Below are 20,100 nucleotides of genomic sequence, written 5' to 3'. Positions count from 1 at the left end.
CCCTATGTGTCAGCGTAGTTGTCGCCTGAAAATTTCAGAGGACAACCATGCCCCACTATTCACCGGAACGTAAGGAAGCCATCCTCCAAAAAATGGCGCCGCCTCACAGCATGACAGTAGCCGAGCTGGCTCGTCAGGAAGGCATCAGTACCGCGACCCTGTACAATTGGCGTAAAGCCGCCAGAGAACGAGGTGCCGTTTTGCCATCCAACTCAGCCGCCCCGGACAAGTGGAGCAGCGAAGAAAAATTCCGCATGGTGCTGGAGACCGCTCCGATGAGCGAAGCGGAGATCGGCGAATATTGCCGCCAGCGCGGTGTGTACCCGGAGCAGATCGAAGCCTGGAAGGCGGCCTGTATGGGCGCCAATGCGCAAGCAGATGAGCAAGCCAAACAGCATCGCCAAGCGACCAAGGCCGAGCGCAAACGGATCAAGCAGCTAGAAGCTGATCTACGCCGCAAGGAGAAGGCGCTCGCGGAGACGGCCGCGCTGCTAATACTGTCAAAAAAAGCAGAGGCGATCTGGGGCCCCAAAGACGAGGACGAATGACCAGCCTCCCGGATCGCCAGCATGCCGTTAGTCTGATCCAGGAGGCTCAGAGCAACGGTGCTCCGCTGGTCAAGGCCTGTGCCTTGCTAAACCTGAGTGTGCGCACCTACCAGCGCTGGACGGCGAATCAGTTGGTCCATGCGGATCAACGACCGATCGCGCCCAGACCTGCACCGCATAACAAGCTGTCAGAGCAGGAGCGTGAAGCCGTGGTATCGCTCTGTAATCAACCGCGATATCGCAGTGCCCCGCCGGCGTTTATTGTGGCGGATCAGCTGGATCAAGGGCGTTATCTGGCGTCGGAATCTACGTTCTACCGGGTGTTGCACGAATACGATCAGCTGCATGCCAGAGGCCGGCAGAAACCGCCTGAGCGCAAACGCCAGGCAACCACACATGAAGCCAGCGAGCCTAATCAGCTCTGGTGCTGGGACATCTCCTGGTTGCCTGGACCTGCCCGTGGCACCTGGTTTTACCTGTACCTGATGATGGATGTCTACAGCCGTAAGATCGTGGGCCACGAAGTCTACGCGCGTGAAACCGGAGAACTGGCCAGCGAGTTCGTCGAAAAGGCCTACTGGCGGGAACATCTGGCCGCCCGATCCAAGCCGCTGGTGCTGCACTCTGATAACGGCAGCCCCATGAAGGCCGCGACGTTCCTGGAAAAGCTGTACGACCTGGGCATTACCCCCTCGAACAGCCGACCTCGCGTCAGCAACGACAACGCCTACTCGGAGTCACTGTTCAAAACCCTGAAGTTCCGACCGGCGTTCCCGGTGAATGGCTTCAAGACGCTCGAAGAGGCACGGCATTGGGTGTTGAAGTTCGTGCGCTGGTACAACACCGAGCATCGGCACAGTGCTCTGAAATACGTGACACCTGAGCAGCGTCATAACGGCGAGGCCGAGTATATCCTGGCGCAACGCAAACGGGTTCTCGAAGTCGAGAAGGCCAAGAACCCCCAACGCTGGTCAGGTGATATCCGTGACTTCAGCTTGCCGGAGTCAGTCACACTGAACCCGGAAAAGGCGGCGAGTTTTTAAAGAGCTGATAACTTATACGCGACAACTACGTTGACAGTTACCGCCTGCCGCCGGAAGAATATGTGCACCGGCGTCATTATATTGACGCTGTACTTCAAGGCGAGCGTCAGCGCTTTGAAACGCGCTTGCCCACCAAGGATGGCAGCATCCGTTTTGCGGAGGTCACGTATATCCCCCATATTGGCGAATATGGCGATGTTCTCGGCTACTTCACCCTGTATCAGGACATTACCGAACGCCGCAAGGCCGAACAGGCATTACAGGAAACCAACGAGAACCTGGAGCAACGGGTCCGTGAACGCACCCACGCCTTGTCCGTTGTCAACAAGGAGCTGCGCAAGGAAAATACCATCCGCGCTCTAATGGAGGACGAGCTGCGCCAGGCCAAATCCGACGCCGAAGCGGCCAATTTTGGCAAAACCCGCTTCCTGGCCGCCGCCAGTCACGACCTCCTGCAACCGCTCAATGCCGCCCGCCTGTTCACCTCGGCCCTGGCACAGCAAAGCCACAGCGAGGCAACCAATCAACTGGTGGAAAACCTGGATGGCTCGCTCAAGGCCGCCGAAGAATTGATCACCGCGATTCTCGATATCTCCAAACTGGATGCCGGCGCACTGGAACCTTCGCTGACTCACTTCTCGCTGGAAGGTCTGTTCCAGACCCTGGATACCGAATTCAGCGCCCTGGCCAAGGGCAAGGATTTACGCTTTGACACCGTCAGCTGCAAACAGGTGGTCTATTCCGATCAGGCCCTGCTGCGCCGTGTCATGCAGAACTTCCTCTCTAATGCCATGCGCTACACCGGCTCCGGCCGAGTACTCCTGGGTGCACGCCGCGTCGGCAACCAGTTGCGCCTGGAAGTATGGGATACCGGTGTCGGCATTCCTGAAAACAAACTGTTGGAAGTGTTTGAAGAGTTCAAGCGCATCGACAACCCCAAGCACAGCCAGGTCAAAGGCCTGGGTTTGGGACTGGCCATTACGGACCGTATTGCCCGCATGCTGGGACATCAGTTGAATGTACGTTCATGGCCTTCTCGAGGAACCGTTTTCAGTATTACCCTGCCATTGGGCGATCCTTCCAAGGCTCAGAAACAGCGCCCGGAAAAACGCGGCTGGATTCGCAGCAAGGGGTTGAACGGCATCAAGGTCCTGGTGATCGACAACGAGCCCAAAATTCTGGAAGGCATGAGCGCGCTGCTCAACGGTTGGTCCTGTGAGGTCGTGACCGTACTATCGGCAGCCGAAGCACTGCACCAGCTGCAGGTACAGCAATGGATTCCGGACATTGTCCTGGCCGATTATCATCTGGGTGAGACCGACACCGGTATCATGGCACTGAAGGAACTGGCGACACTGGATGGACAAGACGAAGGGGCCGAGTACTTCTCACCGGCGGTTGTCATCACCGCCGACCGTACGGATGAGGTTCGGGACGAAATCGAGGCTGCAGGCGCTCAGCTGTTGACCAAACCGGTGAAACCCGCAGCCCTGCGGGCGATGATCAACAAGATTATTGCCACTATCCGAGCCGAGAAGGAGTAAGGCCACCCGTTGCAGGCACCCCCTATGGGCGTGCCTCGCAGGGCCCGGGCCTGGCTTGGATCAGACTTCCGTTTTGGGCGGCTCAACGCCAAGACGCTGAGCAGCAATAACGGCCTGAGTACGGCTATGCACACCCAGCTTGCGCAAAATGGCGGTCACATGCGCCTTGATGGTGGCCTCGGAAACGCTGAGTTCATAGGCAATCTGCTTGTTGAGCAAGCCTTCTGTCAGCATGGTCAATACACGGAACTGCTGCGGGGTCAGAGACACCAGGGCAGCGGCAAACTGCTGATCTTCTTCGCTCACTTCGCCCAGATTCTCGGTCAGCTCCTGAGGCAGCCACTCTTCGCCTTCCAGCACCGACGTGATCGCTTCCGAGATGATTTCCAAGGATGCCGATTTGGGAATGAAACCGGAAGCGCCATAATCGATCGCCCGCTTCATTACATGCGTTTCTTCACTGCCGGAGACCACGACCACCGGAACACCAGGATGCTGACCACGCAGGAATACCAGCCCCGAAAAGCCATGTGTGCCGGGCATGTGGATATCCAACAGGACCAGATCGGCATCGCCATGTCGCTCCACCGCTTCCTGGACCGCTGCCAAGCTGTCTGCCTCTACGATTTCGACGTCCGACACCGCTTGGGTGACCGCCTGGCGCAGTGCCGCACGGAATAGAGGATGGTCATCGGCAATAATGATCTTCTGGGCCAGTTGCATTGATCGTCTCCCTGATGCTTCGAAACTGTCTGGCCGTCCCTGTGGACAACGGGCTCCGAAGGTGGCGAACGTTGAGATTTTTCGGTGCCAATAATAGCACCAATCTGTCAACAAAACTGCATGCAAGCTGTACCTGTCTCTCTTTTGCAGACAAAAAAGCCCCTCGGCATAACCGAGAGGCTTTTTGTATGCGAGTGCCTACTTACATCAGCCCTTGCGGTTCATGCGGTTTTCAATCAGGTCATCCACGACACTCGGGTCCGCCAACGTCGAGGTATCACCCAGTGCACCGAAGTCGTCCTCGGCAATCTTTCGCAGAATACGGCGCATGATCTTGCCCGAGCGGGTCTTGGGCATACTCGGCGCAAACTGGATCAGGTCCGGAGACGCGATAGGACCGATTTCCTGACGCACCCAGCCACGCAGCTCTTTCATCAGCTCGTCAGACTGCTCATAGCCCGTCTGCAGAGTGACATACACGTAGATCCCCTGCCCCTTAAGGTCATGCGGATAGCCCACCACTGCCGCCTCGGCTACCGCCGGGTGTGCTACCAAAGCCGACTCCACTTCCGCCGTTCCCATGCGGTGTCCGGATACGTTGATCACGTCGTCGACACGGCCGGTAATCCAGTAGTAGCCGTCTTCGTCCCGACGGGCACCGTCACCCGTGGTATAAACACCCTTGAAGCTGGAGAAATACGTCTGGATAAAGCGCTCATGATCCCCCCAGATCGAGCGACTCTGGCCCGGCCAGGAGTCCTTGATCACCAGGCTGCCCTCAGCTTCGCCTTCCAGCTCGTTGCCTTCGTTATCCAGCAGTGCCGGCTGTACGCCAAAGAACGGACGACTGGCAGAACCCGGCTTGGCCGGCGTGGCCCCCGGCAACGGCACAATCAGGATGCCACCCGTTTCCGTCTGCCACCAGGTATCCACGATCGGGCACTTGCCCTGACCAAAGACACGGTGATACCAGGTCCAGGCTTCGGGGTTGATTGGTTCGCCAACAGAGCCCAGCAATTTCAGGCTGGACAGATCCGCATCACCAAGCACATCTTCGCCCTGCTGCATCAAGGCTCGAATGGCAGTCGGCGCGGTATAGAACTGGTTGACTTTGTGCTTTTCGATCACGCGACCGAAACGGCTGTTGTCCGGATAGCTTGGCACTCCTTCAAACATCAGAGTGGTTGCGCCGTTGGCCAACGGCCCGTAAATGATATAGCTGTGTCCGGTAACCCAGCCTACATCCGCCGTGCACCAGTACACATCTCCTTCGTGATAATCGAAGATCGCCTCATGCGTCATCGACGCGTACACCAGATAACCACCAGTCGTATGCTCCAAGCCCTTGGGCGCACCAGTGGAACCGGATGTGTACAGAATGAACAGCGGTGCTTCGGCATTCATCGATTCAGCCGGGCATTCGGCCGGCTCGTTGGCCACCATTTCATCGAACCAGACATCACGGTTATCGTTCCAGGCCACGTCTTTGTCAACGCGTTTGACCACAAAAACGGTATCGATCAGTTTGCCGGCTTCATGGTTGTCCAGCGCCTTATCCACATTCTCTTTGAGCGGCACGGCCTTGCCACCACGCAGAGAATAGTTGGATGTCACCACCACCTTCGATTTGGCACCTTCAATGCGTGCCGCCAGGGCCTCGGGGGAAAAACCGCCAAACACGATCGAGTGAACCGCACCGATACGGGCACAGGCCAGCATCGCCACTGCCGCTTCCGGGATCATCGGCATGTACAGGGTGACAACATCGCCTTTCTGCACGCCTTTCGCCTTGAGTGCGTTGGCGAAGCGACACACGCGCTCGTACAGATCACGGTAGGTGATTTTTTCATCTTCGCCCGGATCGTCGCCTTCCCAAATGATCGCGACCTGATCACCACGGGTCTCCAGATGGCGATCCAGACAGTTGTACGCGACGTTCAGTTCGCCGTCTTCATACCATTTGATATCGACATTGTGCGGATCGAATGTGGTGTTCTTGACCTTGGTGTAAGGCTTGAACCAGTCCAGACGCTTGCCCTGTTCGCCCCAGAAAGCATCCGGATCGTTGATCGACTGCTCGTACATGGCCTGGTAGGCCGCCGCATCAACATGCGCCTTGGCCGCGAAAGCCGGATCAACCGGATATACTTTTTGTTCACTCATCGTGATGCCCTTAACTTGCGTTTTGTTGTTATACCTATTCACGCCGTATTGTTATTAGTGTCCGGCGCATGCGAGTTGGATATCTAGGGTTATACCCAAGCCGATCCATACCTCTGAATTAGACATTGGTCTATTCGGATCACGACAAAAGTCTTAAACTCCACGGTAAGCAACCACTTACTAACCTGCCAGCATCGACTCTAGATCAATTCCCTCTTCACGCATCCGGGCCAGCTTGTATCGAAGCGTGCGCGGACTGATGCCCAGCTTTTCCGCTGCATCCTTGCGACTGCCCGCCGTCGCCTTCAAGGCATCCACAATCAACTGATATTCATGCTGCTTGAGATCACTGTCCAGACCTCCATCGAGCACCGGTTCCTCACCTTGCAAGGCCGATATATGCTGCGTTGCAGCCGGTTGCAACGGGATCGCCTGAGTTCCCAGGTGCAGGTCGCTTGACTGAATACGCGTGCCGCCTTGCAAGATCAATGCCCGCTGGATCACGTTATCCAGCTCGCGCACATTGCCGGGCCAATCATGCTGACACAGGCGCTGTACCGCATCCGTATCCAGGACAGCAACAGCCCGCCCCATCTTGGCACAGTGATGAGCAAGCAGCCGCTGTGCCAAAGGCTCTATATCCTCCGCCCGTTCCCGCAGAGGCTGCCATTGCAACGGAAAAACATTCAGGCGGTAGTACAGATCCTCGCGAAAGCGGCCTTCGGCTACGGCCTGTTCCAGCTGTCGGTTACTGGTCGCCAGGACACGCACGTCCAGTGAAATCACCTTACGGCCGCCGATTCGTTCGACCTCCTGCTCCTGCAGTACGCGCAGCAGTTTGGCCTGCAGGCCCAGTTCCATTTCACTGATCTCATCCAGCAGTAGGGTGCCGCCATTGGCCTGTTCGAACTTGCCCGGCTGACTGCCAATCGCTCCGGTAAAAGCCCCCTTTTCATGCCCGAACAACGTTGCTTCCAGCATGCTTTCAGGAATGGCGGCACAGTTGATGGCGATGAATGGCTGAGCGGCACGAGTGGAATGATCGTGGATATAGCGTGCCAAAACCTCCTTGCCGGTCCCGGATTCGCCGGTAATCAATACGGTCGAACCGGTCACCGCCACACGCTGCGCCAGCTGCAGCAGCTGTCGACTGCCAGGGGCCCGTGCGATCGGCTCGTCACGCGTCGGGCTACTGACGCCCAGAGCGTGAGTGCGAATCAGCCCGATCAACTGTTCCGGCTCAAAGGGCTTCATGACATAGTCCACCGCTCCCTCCCGGATCGCCTCAACCGCCTTGTGAACCTGACCGTAGGCGGTAATCAGGGCCACCGGCAAGGCTGGCCAGCGCGTCTTCAGTTGTGCTAACAGAGCATGACCGTCCATGCCCGGCATATTGACATCGGACACCACCATTGCCACTCGCTGCTGCTGCAGCAATTCCAGCGCCTCCTCGGCGCTGCCGGCCTCCAGATAGCGAATATCGGCCAGTTCAAGGGTATCCGCGATCGCCTCACGCAGGCTCACGTCATCTTCTACGATCAGAACGGTCGCGCTCATGTAACTCCCAATTCAGCTGTGTTCAACACGGGTAAACGAAAACGGGCGCAGGTCCCCTGCCCCGGTGCAGAGTCCAGCTCAAAATGCCCCCGGTGTGCACGTGCCATCACCTGTGCGATCGCCAGTCCCAGCCCCGTCCCATGGGATTTGGTCGTGAAAAAGGGTTCCTGCACCTTTTGCAGCATGGCCGAGTCCATGCCCGGTCCGCTGTCACACACCTCGATCAGCAACCAGTTGGCATCGCAACGAAGAGACAACTGTAATTCGCAGCCCTCGCCACAAGCCTGTAATGCATTGTTAATCAGGTTCAGTACAGCTCCCAGCAAGGCCTCCAAATTGCACTGGATAACGGTTTCTGCTGCAGCATTGATACAATCACAATCCGCATCATATTGCGTCAATGGCTGATCCAGCAGGTCTTCCAAACGGGCCATCAGGGTACGCCCATCCACCCGGTCTTCCAGTCGCGTTTCACCACGGGCAAAGATCAACATGTCACGTACCTGCTGTTCCAGATGGCTCAGGCGCGCTTTCACCTTGCCGGCAAAGCGAACCCGCGTGTCATCATCCAGCTGAGGTACCATGAGATGGCTGGCATACAGCAATGCGGCCGACAAGGGGGTACGCACCTGGTGGGCCAGCGACGCCATCATCCGCCCCATTTCGGACAGGCGCTGGTAATGATGCAGTTGTTCCTGCAAGGTACGCGTGTGTGTCTGGTCGGTAATAAAAACCAGCTGCCCCGGCTCGCTTTCCAGCGCTTGGGTCGAGAGGCTGACCCGACGGCCGTTCTGCAATGACACCTCATGGCCATCATCCGGACGCGGAGCAAAGCAGGTGTTAATCACCTCCAGCCAGCTCTTCTCGGCCAGATCGATGCCCAGCAATGCTTCGGCCGCCGGATTGTAATCCGTGATACGACCGGTCTGGTCGATCACCAGCACCCCACCGGGTATACGACTGACCAACCCCTGCAGGTGGCGCTGCTGCTGCCGTGCATGATCCAGCTCGGCTTCCAGCAACGCAATGCGCCGTTCCGCTGCCTGCAGATCGGTCATTGACGCTCAATCCCGTACTTGCGCATTTTTTCCACCAGTGTCGTGCGACGCAAATGCAGCAGCTTCGCCGCACGGGAGACCACCTGCCCACCGGCCTCCAGCGCCTGGCGAATCAACAACTGCTCCCGGCTTTCCAGCCAGTCCTTCAAGTTCAGGCCTTCCGCCGGCAAACACACTCGCCCGGCCAAACCTTCGGGATCAGCGGACTTGATCGAGTCCAGTGCTACGCGCTCGTCATCCTCAGCCGCAAACCAGGCAAGCATGTCGCTTTGTGGTGTCTGGGGGTCTTCTATATGACGGAATTTTGGCGGTAACTCGGCAACACCGATCACGCCACCGGGATGAATAATTCCCAGCCGCTCAATCAGGTTGGCCAGCTCTCGCACATTGCCCGGCCAGGAGTGCCGCTGGAGTGACGCCAGCGCCGTCGGGTGAAACTGCAGCGGCACCCCCTCATCCTGCTGGGCACTCAAGGCATGAATCAGCAACGGCAGATCTTCAAGGCGATCGCGCAGTGCCGGCATCTCCAGCGGGAAAACATTCAGGCGATAATAGAGGTCCTCACGGAACTGCCCATCCTGAATCATGACTTCCAGATTCTTGTGGGTCGCGGCAATAATACGCACATCCGCTTCCAGCGTTTTACTGCCCCCCACCCGTTCGAACTGGCGCTCCTGAATCACGCGCAGCAACTTGACCTGCATCGGCAGCGGCATATCACCGATTTCGTCCAGAAACAGGGTACCGCCGTTGGCCAGTTCGAAACGCCCCGGCCGGCTTGAGATGGCACCGGTAAAGGCGCCCTTTTCGTGACCAAAAAGTTCGCTTTCCAGCAGTTCGGATGGAATGGCACCACAGTTCACCGGCACAAAAGGCCCTGAACAACGCGTCGAGTGCTCATGCAGACAACGCGCTACCACTTCTTTACCGGTCCCCGATTCACCGGTAATCAGTACGCTGATATCCTTGGGCGCGACCTGTGTGATCAGATGGCGAATATCTCGGATCGGTCGGCTTTGTCCGACAAATCCGGGCATTTCCGCCTGCAGTGCCAGTGGCTCCCGCTGCGCATGCACTCGCCCGCACAGATGCAGCCAGTCCAGCAGCTGAGCATAACGATACGGCGGCTCCAGCACGCCCAGAATGCCGTGACGTGCAAAATCATCCGACGACAATTCCGGCCATTCACAGGCCAGCAGCTTGGGTTGTACCCGCTGAGTGTCCAGTTCGGCAATCAGCTTGCCCAAGGCAATCGGCAGGCTGCTTTCTCCAATCAGCACCAGGCCGACGGCGGAAAAATCAAAGCGCTTGCCTTGCTGCAGCCAGGTCACGAAATCGAAAGCATGGCAGCTCAGACCAAGAAAGGCGAAGCAGGTGTGCAGTGACTGTCGGCGCTCGGCATCATCATCGATGATCAGCAATTCGAAACCGGCAGCAGGGGTATCTGGTCCTTGCATGAACGCATCCAGGGGGTTCGTCAGTATTCTGTCAAAGGTACTGGATGAGCAGGGGATGTCAATAGATTGACATCCATAGATCAGGAGCCAGCCATACCTGCAGCCGGATCGAAGGAGGGCTTCATCGAATATCTTCACCGGGTTAAACAACCGGCCGTAAAACATGTGATTTTTTTCTTAAAGTTTTCCCGACCCGGGCCGCTAACCTGATCAGACCCGGCAAGCACAGGCTTTCGTGCTGCTGAGAACGAATGACCATCCTGCCCCTCGCCGCTACCGGTAACCTTATTAAAGGGGCAGTCAAAGGAGAACAGAAATGGCTGTTATCAACACAAACGTTGCCTCTCTCAACGCTCAGAACAACCTGATGAAGTCGCAGAACGATCTGCAGACCTCCCTGCAGCGCCTGTCTTCCGGTCTGCGTATCAACAGTGCCAAGGATGATGCTGCCGGTCTGGCCATTTCCGACCGTATGACCGCTCAGATCCGCGGCCTGAACCAGGCTCAGCGTAACGCCAACGACGGTATTTCTTTGGCACAGACTGCCGAAGGTGCCATGAGCGAGTCTACCAACATTCTGCAGCGCATGCGTGAACTGGCCATCCAGTCTGCCAACGATACCAACTCCGATGTTGACCGCGCCAACCTGCAGAAAGAAGTGTCTCAGCTGCAGCAGGAACTCAACCGTATTTCCGAAACCACCACGTTTAACGGCAAAAACATTCTGGATGGCAGCTTCACCTCTGCCAAGTTCCAGGTCGGCGCCAACTCCAACGAAACCATCAACGTCTCCATCGGCAGCACCTCCGCGCAGAAAATCGGTGCTTACCAGGGCGGTTCCAGCGCCAATATCGGTGCAGCAGCGGCTGTTGCTGCTGACATCTCGGCTGGTAACGAAGTCGCGGCCGATACCCTGACCATCAACGGTTATCTGGGTTCCGAGGAATACGCTGTCGCAGCCGGCGCAACGGCCAAGAACATCGCCGAAGGGGTCAACGGTCTGTCCGGCGGTACCGGTGTCACCGCATCCGCACGTACTGAAACCACTATCAGTGGCCTGAGTGCCGATGGTACCGTAACTTTCGACCTGTCCTCTTCCAACGGTGCCGGTGCGGTTAACATCACTGCAGGCGTGACCACATCAGACCTGTCCAACCTGTCTGATGCCATCAACGCCAAGTCGGGTGAAACCGGCATTTTCGCAACCCTGAGCGATGACAAGACTGCTATTACCCTGACCAACGAACAGGGTGAGGATATCAACATTCAGGATCTGAGCCATAGTGCTGGTGGCGAATCCATCAGTGTTGCAGGACAGGCCATGGGCGCGGCAGGCGACGGCTCAGACGGTAGTATCGTTGTTGGCGGCGAAGTCTCTTTTGAATCCAACCGCAACTTCAACGTATCTGCAGCCGCCAATACCGATATTCTGGCGGCACCGGTAGCCGGTACCCTCAGTGCAGTGTCCGATATTGATATCGGCTCTCAGTCCGGTTCCAACGATGCCATTTCGGTCATCGACAAGGCGTTGAGCTATATCTCTGAACAGCGTGCCGACCTGGGTGCGGTGCAGAACCGTTTCGAAAGCACCATTGCCAACCTGGCCAGCATCAGTGAAAACGTCAGCGCCGCTCGCTCACGTATTCAGGATGCCGACTTTGCCCAGGAAACTGCCAACCTGACTCGCAACCAGATCCTGCAGCAGGCCGGTACTTCCATTCTGGCCCAGGCCAACCAGCTGCCGCAGCAGGTACTGTCTCTGCTGGGCTAACGGCCAGCCCCGTTAGCGGCTATACTTGACGGGGGCCTATGGCCCCCGTTTTTGTCAGAGGAGATAGGATATGAGCACAATCTCCCCCGTTACGGGACAAAGCCCGTCGCTGCAGGGCAGCAGCACGACTAAGCCCGGAGAAGGGATTTCCCAGGCGGCCGCTATTCCGGCCAAGAGCAGTAATTCCAGCTCAACGGATGTCGCCAATGAAAATGCACAACTGACGATCGAAGAGATCGAGCAGACCGTCGCATCACTGAACGAAACGATGACGCTGCTGGAGCGCGGCATCAATTTCGAGGTCGACTCTGATGTGGAGAGAACCATCATCAAGGTCGTAGACAGGGCAACGGATGAAGTCATCAAGCAGATTCCGTCCGAAGATCTGTTGAAAGTTATTGGACACCTGCAGGAAATGCAGCACCTGTTGTTCGATACCCAGGCCTGATCCTTCAGGACCAACGTATTTTAAGACCGAGGCTCCCATGGCTATTACTTCTACCGGATTCGGTTCCGGCCTCCCGATCAATGACCTTGTTGCCAAGCTGGTAACGGCGGAAGCAACTCCAGCCACCACCCGGCTGGACCGGCGTGAAGCCCGCCTGCAAACGGAACTGTCCGCCATCGGTATCCTGAAGGGAGCCTTGTCCGATTTTCAGTCCAGCTTCAAGGGACTGGCGGATGTGGATAACTTTACCAGCCGCTCGGCACGCAGCTCGGACGGCAAGGTCGCCTCCTTCTCGGCTGACGAATCCGCCAGCCTTGGCAGCTACTCTCTGGAAGTCAGCAACCTGGCCAGCGCCCACAAGCTGGTTGGCCAAAGCGGCTACACCGACGGTGACACCGGCACTCTGACCTTTGATAATGCCGCCGGCAAGAGCTTTACCGTCGATATTGCCGACAGCAATACTTCCCTGGAAGGAATCCGCGACGCCATCAACGATGCCGAAGACAATTTCGGTATGACCGCCACGATTCTGAATCTGGAATCCGGCCCTCGCCTGGTCTTGACCAGTGACGACACCGGCGCAGACAACCGCATCACCTCGATCAGCAGCACCAGCACTACGGGAGACCTGTCCGGGTTCGACTATACCTACACCGCCAACGCCGACACGGCGCTGGATGGCGATGACGGCAACTACGATCAGGTCACGGCGGCACTGGATGCCCGCTTTTCATTGGAAGGGCAGCTGATGACATCGTCTTCCAACACCATTGAAGACGTGATTCCAGGCGCCACCATCACCCTGAAAGACACCACCGAAGCCGACAAGCCGATCACCCTGACCGTCAATACCAACACCACCAATGTCAAAAGCATGATCGAGGGGTTTGTGGAGTCCTACAATGCACTCCAGGGGCTGATCGCCCAACAAACCGCCTACAATCCGGATACCGAAGCCGCCGGCCCCCTTCAGGGGGATGCTCTCACGCGGACCATTCAGAATCAGCTGCGTACGCTGATGTCGGGAGGCCAGACCGATGAGGGTATTAACAGCCTGGCCCAACTCGGCATTACCACCCAGCGTAACGGCCAGCTGGAGCTCGACAGCGAAAAACTGGATGACGCACTGAAAAATCGCTTCAGTGAAGTTAGCCGTTTCTTCAGTGATGAAAACAACGGCTTTGCCAAACGTCTGGACACGACACTGGAAGGCTACTTGCAAAGCAACGGCACCTTCGCCACCCGCACGGACCTGCTCAACCGCCAGATGGACGATATTGGCGACCAGCGGGAGAGTCTTGGCTTGCGCCTGCAAAAACTGGAAGCACGGCTGTTCAGCCAGTTTAATGCCATGGACGCCACCGTAGCCCAGCTCAACAATACCGGTAATTACCTGCAGCAACAGTTGGCCAGCCTCGCTCAGATTGGCCAAAACAGCAGCAAGAAATAAATCTTACTCCACGGGACTCTTCGTTTTATGAACAATGCACAGGGCAGCAAGGCTTATCAGCAGATCAATATTGCTTCCGAAGTAGAAAACGCCAGCCCACATCGACTGGTCAGTATGTTGTTTGAAGGAGCCATCCGCCAGCTGGCCATTGCCAAGGGTGCAATCGAGCGCCAGGATACGGCCAGCAAGGGAACCGCCATCAGCAAGACCATCGCCATTATCGGCGAGCTGGAAGGCTCTCTGCAGGACAAGGAGACCAATGAAGTCTCCGGCAACCTGTCACGCCTCTATGACTACATGATCAGAACGCTGAGCCAGGCCAATATCGACTCATCAACCGAGAAGCTGAATGAAGTGGGTCTGTTGATCATCGAGATCAAATCCGGCTGGGATGCGATTCCTGAAGACCAGCGCAACCCGCCACGCCCGGCAGAAGCACAGGCAGGCTCGGCAGCTGAAGGTAGCTGATATGGCCACGCCGCTCACCGAAACCCAGTGGCGTCAGCATTTTGACGCCGCGACCGAGGTGTATGCACAGCTCAAGGCCTTGGCATTGCTGCCTCTGGATGAAGAAGCCAATGCGGGCCCTGCGTTACAGCACTGGACTCAGCTGATGGTGTCACTGGATGTCAACCGACTGGAAGGCGACCCTGCTTTTGCAGCACCTCTGCTGGAACAGCTGCAGGTCATGAACGAGGAGCTGCGCCAGCACTTCACCGACCGCCGTGATGCCTTGGGCCAGGCCTTCAAGCAGCAAAAGAAGAACCATGCCGGCATTGACGCCTATCGTGGCAGTTAATAGCGATGCCGACCGCGTCATGCACCCGGTCGGCCGGCCATCTTACTTGATGTAGTTGAACAGGCTCAGGCCACTGATCTGGCTGAAACTGGAATAGGCTGCCTGAAGGGTTGCCTGCTGCAGTGCAAACTGGCTCAGGGCTTCGTTGTATTCCAGGTCCTCGAAAGACGACAGCGCCCCCTTGGTAAATAACTGATAGTCTTCATTCACCATTTCCTGCTGCTCCAGTGCATTCATGCGGGCGCCGATAGAGCCTCGGGCACGAATATTCGTATCCTGCACCCCTTCCAGAGCCGTCAGCGTCTTGCCCAACAGCTGATCCAGCACCGCTTTGCCCTCGTCGGTCGTGTAATCCACATTCTGCAGGCCATTGCGCAACTCAAGCGCGACATTCAGTATATTATCGCGCTGTGTTTCCGTTTCGACGGTTACCACATCGGCCGGTGCGCCCGCAGCCGGGAGGTCCCCGATCACGACTTCGACACCGCCAAAGCGTACCCGGTCGCCAGATGCCACCGTCATCGAGGGGCTACCTTCCGTCGGATCCTCCCCTGTAAACACCGGTACCGGGTTGCCCAGGCTATCCTGAACACTGAATTCGCCGGTATCCGTCAATGTCATGCTGTAAGGCGAAGTACCGGCGGCATCTGCTTGCTCCAGCGCCTTGAAATCACGAACATGAATATCCCGTACCGCTGTATTGGCCGCCATGCTCGGCATCACGACTCCGGGAACCTGTTCAAACAGGCGAGTACCGGCATCCGTAGACGCTACTTTGGTATCCGGACCGATCTGGATATAGCGCTGACCGCTGTCTCCCTGATACGCATATCTCTGCGTCAGTTCGTCATATTCATAGCTACGCGTTTCACCCTTGAAGCCGGAAAACAGATATTCGCCCTGCACATCCTTGGTATTCACCAACCCCAACATCTGCTGCAGGATTTCATCCACTTCCGTCGCCAGCGAAGCCTGGTTGGCCTGGCTCAGGATGCCGTCACCGGCCTGAATCGTCAGCTCCTTAAGACGCACACCCTCATTAAACAGCTGGTTCAACGTAATCTCTTCCAGCGCCAAACGACGATTGGACACTTCGATATTGCCCTGAAACTGGTCGTTACGGGCGACTTCCTTTTTCAGTTTGATGATCTGAGCCGCCGCCAAGGGATCATCGGAGGGCTGCAACACCTTTTTACCGGTCGCGATCTGCTGCTGGGTTTTGAACAGCGCGCTGTTGGCCTCGGACAGGCTGTTGATGTTGTTGAGGAATACCTGACTGGTAGCAATACGCATGGCAAGACTCCTTAAACTGCGCCGATCAGGGCATCAAAAATGGTTTGCGACGCGCGAATCAGCTGTGCCGACGCCGAGTAGGCTTGTTGAAACTGGATCAGCTTGGCCGCTTCTTCATCCAGGTTGACACCGCTGATGCTGGAACGCATCGCAAGGTTGGCATCCAGGACCGACTTGCTGGCCTGTGCATTGATCTGGGCCACCGCCGTTTGAGTCCCCACGCGCTCGATCAATTGGCCATAGCGGTCTTGATAGGAAGCACCATCCACCGTCTTGTCAAACTGCAGGTCCGACATCGCCAGCGCGTTCCGGTTGTCAGACACGCCCCCTTCGTTGTAATCCACTGTAAAACTGTCGCCCGCTTGAGGCTGGTTCTTGATCACGACTTCATAGCCGTAATTGCCCGGCAACTGCAGTGGCTCGCCAGGTGTAAACGGCTGTGCGGCAATCGGTGTGGACGGATCATTGTCCGGGTCGATTTCCACCGGATTGTCGGGATCCGCTACATTGTAGACACGGTAAAATGTCTGCATGCTACCTGAGCCCGGCGGGGTTTCCTGTGCGCTGAATTCAATCCTGATGGGCGGATTCAGGTGAGTGCCACTGACCGCCGTTTCCAGATCGGCACGATCGGTTACACTGACCGATGCCACCCCCGTCCCGCTATTCTCGCTGTTCGCTTCAACCTTGACCGGCGCGGCAAGCGCCAGGTCATGCGGGTCGCGCAAGACCATTTCAATATCGGACGCCGCCGAGCGTGCCGGCTGAATGACATACTGATCGCCCGCACCGAAACTCTTGCCCACTGGGTCCAGCTGCAGCGTGAAGCCGTCAATACGCAAGGTCATCTCACCGGTATTCGCGTCCTGGTAAATCTGCTGGTTGCCCGTAACATCATCGGCACTGGCAGCGGTACTGAAGTCACTGGCGTCCCAACGCTTGCCGTCGCTTTCCCTGACCAGCGTAAAGCTGTCATCACTGTCGAATATCATCTTGTATTCGCTGGCCTTGAGCTCGCTGGTATCATCAATGCGTACCCAGGCATGACTGAGGTCCGAGGTGTTTCGGCTGTCACTGAGCACTCGGTTGTTCATGGCTGCAGGATCATTGATATCCGTAAACAGACGGCCGCCCAGTTCACTGTCCAGATCCATGCCCTGCATATGCTGCCGGTTCATGGTATCGGCAAATGCCAGGGTGATAATCCCCATTTGGTCCCGCGCCTTGTCCAGAATTGTGTCACGGTATTCCAGCAAGCCACCGATCTCCCCCCCGTTGATCTGCCCGGTCACGTCACTCATGCTGTTGCCGATCTGCAGCGCCACGTTCAATTTGCTGGCATCAGCCGGATCAACCCGCGTCACCAGCCGGTTCGCATCCTTGCCCATTACCAGGGGCTCACCCTTGCCGACAAACACGTTAACGCCACCGGTCTCCTTGTCTTCCACCGTGGTGAAATTGACCAACTGCGCCAGCTGATCCAGCTGGGCATCGCGCTTGTCCAGCAACTCGTTCACCGGACTGCCGGCTGCTGTTGCAATGCGCAGCTTGTCGTTCAATTCCGCGATATTGCGGGCAATAGCATTAACCTTGGCCGTCGAGCTTTCCAGACGACTATTCAGGTTACCGTTTTGGCGTTCCAGGTTGGCATCCAGGTCGTTGAAACGCTGCACCAGCGCTTCGGCTTCCGCGATAAACAACTCACGATTGGGCAAGCTGGTGGGATCATCCACCGCTGTCTGCAGGGCACCAAAGTAGCCGTCCATAGCCGTGGATATGCTGGTCGCCTCAGAGGCCAGCAGGTTGTCCAGCTCGCCGGCAAACATCTGGTACAGCTCGGCATTGCTGTAGGAGGCCTTGTCCGCCCAGATTTGCCGGTTGAGAAATTGGTCGGCAATACGGGCGATGTCATACACCTCGACACCACCGATGGAGTCTCGAGAGGCAAACTCGGGCCGCTGACGACTATAGCCATCGGTATTAATGTTGGCGATATTCTGCCCGACGACCGACAGGGCGGTTTGGTTGGCCGTCAACGCCTGGGTGCCCAGATTCAGCAGACCGTAACTCATGGTATTCCTCCACTGGCCCGCGTCAGTGCGTGCCCACTCTCATTCTGTATCGGCTGACTACTAGCCTTCTTGAGTTCCGAACTTCAGCCCCGCCAGCTGTTCACCGTTAAAAATGCGCTCGATTTTGGCCGCATATTCGGGGTCGGTGGCATAACCGGCATTGTGCAATTCATGTACAAATCGGGACGGGTCGGCGGTATTGTCCAGCGCCTGTCGATAGCGGGGGTTACTCTGCAGAAAAGCGACATAATCACTGAAACTTTCCGCATAGCTGTTATAGGCACGAAAGCGCGCCTGTTCTTTTTCCGGCACTCCACCGCGATACTCGAGGGTCTGTACCTGAATCGAATCGCCCTGCCAGCTGCGATCAGCCTTGATATTGAAAAGATTTCGACTGCTCTGCCCACTGGCCACATCGCGGCTAATAAACTTGCCCCAACCGGTTTCCAGCGCAGCCTGCGCCAGCAATACCGACGGGGAGACACCCAGAACGGCAGCGGCTTTTTCAGCCAGCGGCTGCAGCTTTTCCACAAAAACCGCCGGTGTATCGAAACGTGCGGGCAAGCCTTGCCCGTCCGCGCTGACTGCTACCGGCTCGTCCTGTTCGGGTGCAGACTCGTCCGGCCGAGCCGTTGCAGTCACAACCGGCGCACTGTAAGGCATTCCAGCCGGCTGAGTAACAGGGCCGCTCACCAGCGCTCGGTTGAGCATCTGCTCGGTCAATGACGTGGACGACGGCTCTTCTTCATCCTCCGAGGCCGTTGGTGCGGCCGCGACCTGCTGACTCAATTGCTGCACAATAATATCGGCCAGCCCGATACTGTCCTTTTTCGACAGATCCAGGGTCAGCTGCTGGTCAAACATCTCCTGATAGAACTGCACATCATTGGAATTGAACGGGCTGTCCGCTGCCAGGACATCGTTAGCCTGACGCATACTCTTGAGCATCATGCTCATAAACAGCTGCTCGAACTCCTGCGCCACGCCCTTGAGCGCAGCCTGTTCATCTGTGTGCGCCTGTCCTTTCAGCTTCTGCAGCTGATTCAGATCGGTAAACAGGCCGGCGGATGAGGCATCGAAGCCGCTTTTAATCGCCATCAGATCACCACCAGCTCTGCTTTCAGCGCCCCGGACTGCTTAAGCGCTTCCAGAATCGCCATCAGGTCGCCCGGTGCCGCACCCACCTGGTTCACGGCCTCAACAATGTCACTGAGCGTCGCCCCCGGCGCAAACTCGAACATGCGACCCGAGCCTTCCTCGACCTCAATTTCACTGCGCGGAGTAACCACCGTGTTGCCACCGCCCAGCACATTGGGCTGGGACACATCCAGGTTTTCGTTAATGGCCACGGTCAGCCCGCCATGGGTAATGGCGACGGGAGATACCCGCACGTTCTGACCAATGATGATGGTACCGGTGCGGGAGTTGATGATGACCTTGGCCACCTCCTGCCCCGGATCGACTTCCAGATTTTCCAGTACCGACAAAAAGGACACCCGCTGGGAAGGGTCTCGAGGAGCACGCACCCGAATGGAAGCTGCGTCCAGCGCCATCGCCATGTCAGGTCCCAGCAGATTATTCACCTGCTCGGCTACCCGCCGTGCCGTTGTAAAGTCAGGCTGGTTCAGGTTAAACATCAGGCTGTCGCCCTGCGCAAAGGCATTGGGCACCGTACGCTCCACCGTGGCGCCGTTGGGAATGCGCCCCACGCTGGGAACGTTCAAGGACAGGCGCGACCCGTCATTCCCTTCAACACCGAACCCCGACACTACCAAATTGCCCTGACCAATGGCGTAGACATTGCCGTCCGCTCCCTTCAACGGAGCCATCAACAGGCTGCCCCCACGCAGACTTTTGGCATCGCCTATCGTTGAGACCGTGATATCAATGGTTTGCCCCGGTTTGGCAAACGGCGGCAGCTCGGCATGTATGGCAACCGCCGCAATATTCTTGGATTTGGGATCTATATTCGGTGGAATGGCCACACCGAAGTTATTGAGCATGTTGCGGAAAGTTTGCGAGGTGAAACTGGTTTTGTCGCCGGTCCCGTCCAGCCCCACCACCAAACCATAGCCGACCAACTGGTTGGCCCGTACTCCGGCAACACTGGCAATATCCTTGATGCGCTCCGCCTGAACCGGCAGACAGACACACAGGGCGGACATCAACAACAT

The 20,100-nt window shown here is 57.1% G+C and carries 16 protein-coding genes and 1 pseudogene; 8 read left to right on the top strand and 9 right to left on the bottom strand.

Annotated features, from left to right (window positions below; all coding sequences use genetic code 11):
- Positions 1-47 precede the first annotated feature (47 nt).
- Both H1S06_RS00875 and H1S06_RS00870 read left to right on the top strand, forming a co-directional pair.
- A protein-coding gene (locus H1S06_RS00875) for an IS3 family transposase (protein ID WP_181736393.1) occupies positions 48-1,591 on the top strand; the annotation gives its coding sequence in 2 pieces (ribosomal slippage) (positions 48-519 and positions 519-1,591; 1,545 coding nt in all).
- A gap of 14 nt (positions 1,592-1,605) precedes the next feature.
- Positions 1,606-3,135, top strand: coding sequence for a PAS domain-containing hybrid sensor histidine kinase/response regulator (locus H1S06_RS00870; protein ID WP_328515288.1), 1,530 nt, complete (start codon positions 1,606-1,608; stop codon positions 3,133-3,135).
- A gap of 60 nt (positions 3,136-3,195) precedes the next feature.
- Here the strand turns inward: H1S06_RS00870 and H1S06_RS00865 are convergent, their stop codons facing one another.
- From H1S06_RS00865 to H1S06_RS00845, 5 genes are all read right to left on the bottom strand, one after another.
- On the bottom strand, positions 3,196-3,858 hold the full coding sequence (locus tag H1S06_RS00865; protein ID WP_181736392.1) for a response regulator transcription factor: 663 nt from the start codon (positions 3,856-3,858) through the stop codon (positions 3,196-3,198).
- 207 nt (positions 3,859-4,065) lie between these two features.
- Positions 4,066-6,021 (bottom strand): acetate--CoA ligase, encoded by a 1,956-nt coding sequence (gene acs, locus H1S06_RS00860; protein ID WP_181736391.1) that lies wholly within the window; start codon positions 6,019-6,021, stop codon positions 4,066-4,068.
- A gap of 180 nt (positions 6,022-6,201) precedes the next feature.
- Positions 6,202-7,578 carry a sigma-54-dependent transcriptional regulator gene (locus H1S06_RS00855; protein WP_181736390.1) on the bottom strand — a complete coding sequence of 459 codons (1,377 nt, stop codon included), beginning with the start codon at positions 7,576-7,578 and terminating at the stop codon, positions 6,202-6,204.
- Positions 7,575-8,636, bottom strand: a complete 1,062-nt coding sequence (locus H1S06_RS00850) for a sensor histidine kinase (protein ID WP_181736389.1) — start codon at positions 8,634-8,636, stop codon at positions 7,575-7,577. Before H1S06_RS00850 ends, H1S06_RS00855 begins: the two co-directional genes overlap by 4 nt.
- Complete coding sequence (locus tag H1S06_RS00845; protein WP_181736388.1) at positions 8,633-10,093, bottom strand: sigma-54 dependent transcriptional regulator; 1,461 nt, start codon at positions 10,091-10,093, stop codon at positions 8,633-8,635. Before H1S06_RS00845 ends, H1S06_RS00850 begins: the two co-directional genes overlap by 4 nt.
- Positions 10,094-10,409: 316 nt before the next feature.
- Here H1S06_RS00845 and H1S06_RS15670 point away from each other — a divergent pair.
- From H1S06_RS15670 to H1S06_RS00820, 6 genes and pseudogenes are all read left to right on the top strand, one after another.
- Positions 10,410-11,135, top strand: a pseudogene (locus H1S06_RS15670) (flagellin N-terminal helical domain-containing protein); the annotation flags it as partial.
- 279 nt (positions 11,136-11,414) lie between these two features.
- Entirely contained in the window at positions 11,415-11,864 is a 450-nt protein-coding gene (locus tag H1S06_RS15665) for a flagellin (RefSeq protein WP_407658757.1), read from the top strand.
- A gap of 70 nt (positions 11,865-11,934) precedes the next feature.
- Positions 11,935-12,312, top strand: a complete 378-nt coding sequence (locus tag H1S06_RS00835) for a flagellar protein FlaG (RefSeq protein WP_181736386.1) — start codon at positions 11,935-11,937, stop codon at positions 12,310-12,312.
- 37 nt (positions 12,313-12,349) lie between these two features.
- Entirely contained in the window at positions 12,350-13,762 is a 1,413-nt protein-coding gene (gene fliD, locus H1S06_RS00830; RefSeq protein ID WP_181736385.1) for a flagellar filament capping protein FliD, read from the top strand.
- 27 nt (positions 13,763-13,789) lie between these two features.
- A complete protein-coding gene (gene fliS, locus H1S06_RS00825) occupies positions 13,790-14,230 on the top strand; it encodes a flagellar export chaperone FliS (protein ID WP_181736384.1) in 441 nt (146 codons plus the stop codon).
- Between the two features lies 1 nt (position 14,231).
- Positions 14,232-14,561 (top strand): hypothetical protein, encoded by a 330-nt coding sequence (locus H1S06_RS00820; protein ID WP_181736383.1) that lies wholly within the window; start codon positions 14,232-14,234, stop codon positions 14,559-14,561.
- 42 nt (positions 14,562-14,603) lie between these two features.
- Here the strand turns inward: H1S06_RS00820 and flgL are convergent, their stop codons facing one another.
- From flgL to H1S06_RS00800, 4 genes are read right to left on the bottom strand one after another with little or no spacing between them, the layout of a single operon-like run.
- Positions 14,604-15,854 (bottom strand): flagellar hook-associated protein FlgL, encoded by a 1,251-nt coding sequence (gene flgL, locus H1S06_RS00815; RefSeq protein ID WP_181736382.1) that lies wholly within the window; start codon positions 15,852-15,854, stop codon positions 14,604-14,606.
- A gap of 11 nt (positions 15,855-15,865) precedes the next feature.
- Positions 15,866-17,926 (bottom strand): flagellar hook-associated protein FlgK, encoded by a 2,061-nt coding sequence (gene flgK / locus H1S06_RS00810; protein ID WP_181736381.1) that lies wholly within the window; start codon positions 17,924-17,926, stop codon positions 15,866-15,868.
- 60 nt (positions 17,927-17,986) lie between these two features.
- Positions 17,987-19,024 (bottom strand): flagellar assembly peptidoglycan hydrolase FlgJ, encoded by a 1,038-nt coding sequence (flgJ, locus tag H1S06_RS00805; RefSeq protein WP_181736380.1) that lies wholly within the window; start codon positions 19,022-19,024, stop codon positions 17,987-17,989.
- Complete coding sequence (locus H1S06_RS00800; RefSeq protein ID WP_181736397.1) at positions 19,024-20,100, bottom strand: flagellar basal body P-ring protein FlgI; 1,077 nt, start codon at positions 20,098-20,100, stop codon at positions 19,024-19,026. The genes flgJ and H1S06_RS00800 overlap by 1 nt, the downstream gene beginning before the upstream one ends.

Origin of the sequence: Marinobacterium marinum, from assembly GCF_013868415.1 — a bacterium.
Lineage (GTDB): Bacteria > Pseudomonadota > Gammaproteobacteria > Pseudomonadales > Balneatricaceae > Marinobacterium > Marinobacterium marinum.
Note: the sequence above shows the minus strand (reverse complement) of the source record. Positions and strands in the feature narration are given on the sequence as shown.

Coding starts and splice junctions, on each gene's coding strand:
- flgK (WP_181736381.1), bottom strand. CDS start 17,926: ATGAGTTACGGTCTGCTGAATCTGGGCACCCAGGCGTTGACGGCCAAC.
- fliD (WP_181736385.1), top strand. CDS start 12,350: ATGGCTATTACTTCTACCGGATTCGGTTCCGGCCTCCCGATCAATGAC.
- H1S06_RS00865 (WP_181736392.1), bottom strand. CDS start 3,858: ATGCAACTGGCCCAGAAGATCATTATTGCCGATGACCATCCTCTATTC.
- H1S06_RS00855 (WP_181736390.1), bottom strand. CDS start 7,578: ATGAGCGCGACCGTTCTGATCGTAGAAGATGACGTGAGCCTGCGTGAG.
- H1S06_RS00820 (WP_181736383.1), top strand. CDS start 14,232: ATGGCCACGCCGCTCACCGAAACCCAGTGGCGTCAGCATTTTGACGCC.
- acs (WP_181736391.1), bottom strand. CDS start 6,021: ATGAGTGAACAAAAAGTATATCCGGTTGATCCGGCTTTCGCGGCCAAG.
- flgL (WP_181736382.1), bottom strand. CDS start 15,854: ATGCGTATTGCTACCAGTCAGGTATTCCTCAACAACATCAACAGCCTG.
- H1S06_RS00845 (WP_181736388.1), bottom strand. CDS start 10,093: ATGCAAGGACCAGATACCCCTGCTGCCGGTTTCGAATTGCTGATCATC.
- H1S06_RS15665 (WP_407658757.1), top strand. CDS start 11,415: ATGGGCGCGGCAGGCGACGGCTCAGACGGTAGTATCGTTGTTGGCGGC.
- H1S06_RS00850 (WP_181736389.1), bottom strand. CDS start 8,636: ATGACCGATCTGCAGGCAGCGGAACGGCGCATTGCGTTGCTGGAAGCC.
- fliS (WP_181736384.1), top strand. CDS start 13,790: ATGAACAATGCACAGGGCAGCAAGGCTTATCAGCAGATCAATATTGCT.
- H1S06_RS00800 (WP_181736397.1), bottom strand. CDS start 20,100: ATGTTGTTGATGTCCGCCCTGTGTGTCTGTCTGCCGGTTCAGGCGGAG.
- H1S06_RS00835 (WP_181736386.1), top strand. CDS start 11,935: ATGAGCACAATCTCCCCCGTTACGGGACAAAGCCCGTCGCTGCAGGGC.
- flgJ (WP_181736380.1), bottom strand. CDS start 19,024: ATGGCGATTAAAAGCGGCTTCGATGCCTCATCCGCCGGCCTGTTTACC.